This is a genomic window from Xenorhabdus griffiniae (genome assembly GCF_015163655.1).
GTDB lineage: Bacteria > Pseudomonadota > Gammaproteobacteria > Enterobacterales > Enterobacteriaceae > Xenorhabdus > Xenorhabdus griffiniae.
This window is the reverse complement of record NZ_JADEUF010000205.1, coordinates 1-2,845: the sequence shown is the minus strand read 5'-3', so window position 1 is coordinate 2,845 and position 2,845 is coordinate 1. Positions and strand designations below refer to the sequence as shown.

At 37.6% G+C, this 2,845-nt stretch carries 4 protein-coding genes and 1 pseudogene; 3 read left to right on the top strand and 2 right to left on the bottom strand.

Annotated elements, in window-relative coordinates; translation table 11 throughout:
• Window positions 1–46: 46 nt before the first annotated feature.
• Together IQ211_RS18715 and IQ211_RS18710 are read right to left on the bottom strand one after the other, a co-directional pair.
• A pseudogene (locus tag IQ211_RS18715) lies at window positions 47–247 on the bottom strand (Rnf-Nqr domain containing protein); the annotation flags it as partial.
• Window positions 248–343: 96 nt separating this feature from the next.
• Window positions 344–1,057: a LexA family protein gene (locus IQ211_RS18710; protein ID WP_189761305.1), complete on the bottom strand. Its 714-nt coding sequence runs from the start codon at window positions 1,055–1,057 to the stop codon at window positions 344–346.
• A 97-nt stretch (window positions 1,058–1,154) separates the two neighbouring features.
• On the opposite strand from IQ211_RS18710, the gene IQ211_RS18705 reads away from it, so the two are divergent.
• From IQ211_RS18705 to IQ211_RS18695, 3 genes are all read left to right on the top strand, one after another.
• On the top strand, window positions 1,155–1,352 hold the full coding sequence (locus IQ211_RS18705) for a Cro/CI family transcriptional regulator (RefSeq protein WP_189761306.1): 198 nt from the start codon (window positions 1,155–1,157) through the stop codon (window positions 1,350–1,352).
• A gap of 110 nt (window positions 1,353–1,462) precedes the next feature.
• Window positions 1,463–1,915, top strand: coding sequence for a DUF2335 domain-containing protein (locus IQ211_RS18700; protein WP_189761307.1), 453 nt, complete (start codon window positions 1,463–1,465; stop codon window positions 1,913–1,915).
• Window positions 1,916–2,120: 205 nt separating this feature from the next.
• Window positions 2,121–2,663 carry an NADAR family protein gene (locus IQ211_RS18695; RefSeq protein ID WP_189761308.1) on the top strand — a complete coding sequence of 181 codons (543 nt, stop codon included), beginning with the start codon at window positions 2,121–2,123 and terminating at the stop codon, window positions 2,661–2,663.
• Window positions 2,664–2,845: the final 182 nt, after the last annotated feature.

Here is a 2,845-nt window from a genome sequence, read left to right as displayed (position 1 = left end):
CAGTATAAAAGATAGTCAAGTGGCTAAACGTCGAAGAGCAACGTGGTCAGCAGAATTCCGTAGTCAGCTTATCTTTGATTAAATTAAATACAAAGTGGAATCCCGCCCTGGACATAAATCCAAGTGACATAAGGCCGACAGTGATAAAAGTAATGCCTAATCCCTTTAATCCTTTGGGTATATTGGAATATTTCATTTTTTCTCGTAACCCGGCTAGGGCAATAATCGCGAGCATCCAGCCAATACCACATAAATTAAAAAATAATACCCTGTTCATTATGGCCAATGCTGTTTTTATAACTGGTCGTGTCATTTGATAACGGGTAAGTCTAGTTCATTATTTTCAAGGCAATTTCCCAATCCTCGCTTCCACAACCACTCCAATAATATGTACTTGATTGCTAAGGGGAATCATATTGTATTGAGGATTTAATGGCTTTAAAAACGTATCATATCCTTCAGTAATCAGCTGCTTGAAAGTTAGTTCCTTTTCTCCATCGAGTTTTGCTACAACTAAATTGTTGGGAGTCGGTTTAGCATCTGGATCAACTAAAATGATCATGCCTTGCGGGATGCTTAGTCCATTCGGCGATACCATTGAATCACCTTTTACTTCCAGCCAAAAAGCACGTTGTGAACATTCAGCACAGGTTCCATATACCCGCGCAGTGCGGTTTGTCTGGTATTTTTGAGCGAGATCTTCGCACCAATTACCTGCATTTACCCAGTCGAGTAGTGGATATTGTTTATGCAGGAGCATATGACTGGCAAATGCAGCGTCATCACCATACAAGACAGAGACAAGTTTTCTTGCTTGCTTATCCAGTGATGGACTGAAATCTGCAATTTTGACTTCCAGTTTTTGGGCGAAGTAGGCCGCCATCTCCAGGTTAAGGGCGTTTATCCCGTTGAGATAGTGTGAAATTGCACTTTGTGTCTTGCCAATTTCTTCTGCAAGCGTTTCCTGAGAGATGCCAAGCCGTTTTTTCTTAGACTCAAATAGCGCTTTTAAGCGTGCTGCATCTGCAAGTTGTTCTGCTGTAAGTTTCTTTTTCATGGGATCATTTTAATACCAACGCTATTAAAATGATAAATACTAAAAGTATTGAAATATTTAATACTTTAGATATTATTTTGAGAGAAGGAGGAACCGTATGGAAAAAATACCATTATCAGAGTATGTAAAGTTGTATGGCCAAGTTAAAGCGGCTCGTTTGGTCGGTGTTCATCAAACAGCGATCAGTAAGGCATTGCGTTCAGGCCGGAAAATATTTTTAATCCGTCAAGAAGATGGAACCTACAAAGCTGAAGAATGCCGCCCGTTCCCTAGCCAAAAGCAAGGTGTATTGTGAATAACAAAGGTAGCAGAAGTGCGATTAATTCATCTTTTTTATAGGTTGAACTTAATTATCTCACTGATTTTATTAAAGCGTTTTTTGTGTATATTGCTGGGGGAGAAAACGTGAACGTTAACATTGGTCATTACTTCAGAGCGATAGGGAGCATTCTTGACATTATGCCCGTAAATGATTACCGCAGTGCTTTAGATACTGATTCGTCAGATGGAGATTTACTCGAAAATAAAGAGATATCTCATTGTTTTGACTCATTTCCATCCCCTGAAGTATTGAAGAGTTATGAAACAATTTTGCCGGGTTATGCTGAAAGAGTAGTCACTCTTAGGGAAAAGGAGCAGGTTTTTCAACATGAAAAGCAGAATAAAGCGTTGAATGGAGTGATAAACAGGGATAGGCGAGGGCAATGGATGGGCTTTTTCATTACCGTATTTATTTTAATCATTGCGACTGTTTTTGCTTTTAGAGGTGAAATATTATTTGCGGGTACTTTAATCACTGTAGATTTGGTGGGATTGGTTTCTGTATTTGCCATTGGCCGTAAATTGAATATTAAATAATTTCAGAATAATATGAAGGTTTATTCAAAAAACAGGTCGTTATTCTTATTTTTTTTGTTTTACATAAGTGATTTATCATTTATTTTGGTTGTTTTTATGCAATGTCAATTAAATTAATGTGATATGCATCGACAAACATAAAATAATTTGTATGATAGGGAATGTTTATGCATTAAAGATAAATTAGCATGTTTAGAGAGTTAATATGGATATTAAAACCTTATGTGATTTGCACCAGACAGGAAAAAAACTGAAATATCTTTTTTTCTGGGGGCATAAAACCAATCATTCCAAGTACATAACTAAATCTTGTTTAAGTCAGTGGTATCCGGCTCCATTTACTATTGATGGTATCAAATATGTCAGTGCGGAACATTATATGATGGCAGGTAAAGCCCGTTTGTTTAATGATCATGAAGCGCTGAAAAAAATTATTAATGCTAAAAATCCAGGTGCGGCAAAAGCCTATGGGCGTGAAATACGTGGATTTAATCAGTCGATTTGGGATGAAAATCGGTTAAATATAGTGATTGAAGGAAATTTAGCGAAGTTTTCTCAAAACAAGCCTTTGGCAGCGTTTTTATTGAATACTGGGGATCAAATATTAGTTGAGGCTAGTCCCGTTGACCGTATTTGGGGGATCGGGTTATCAGAAAACACTCCTAACATTAATAATCCTTTGATATGGGATGGCCTCAACTTACTCGGATTTGCATTAATGGCTGTGCGCGATAAATTAAAGGTATAAACTTAAGTATAGAGCTTATGGATTAGGCTCTATACCAATCTAACTTCAAGTTGCAGCTTACAAATCAGTGTGATTGTTTATATCTCCCCGCTACGCGCTGAGGAATCCCCAGAAAATAGACAAGCATAGCGTTGTGTGATCTACTGATTGTTCCACCAAGTCAATAGGGTCACTGCTATGCC

Bases quoted from the DNA above. Each gene is read 5' to 3' on its own strand.
- IQ211_RS18710 (WP_189761305.1), bottom strand. From the start codon at position 1,057: ATGAAAAAGAAACTTACAGCAGAACAACTTGCAGATGCAGCACGCTTA.
- IQ211_RS18705 (WP_189761306.1), top strand. From the start codon at position 1,155: ATGGAAAAAATACCATTATCAGAGTATGTAAAGTTGTATGGCCAAGTT.
- IQ211_RS18695 (WP_189761308.1), top strand. From the start codon at position 2,121: ATGGATATTAAAACCTTATGTGATTTGCACCAGACAGGAAAAAAACTG.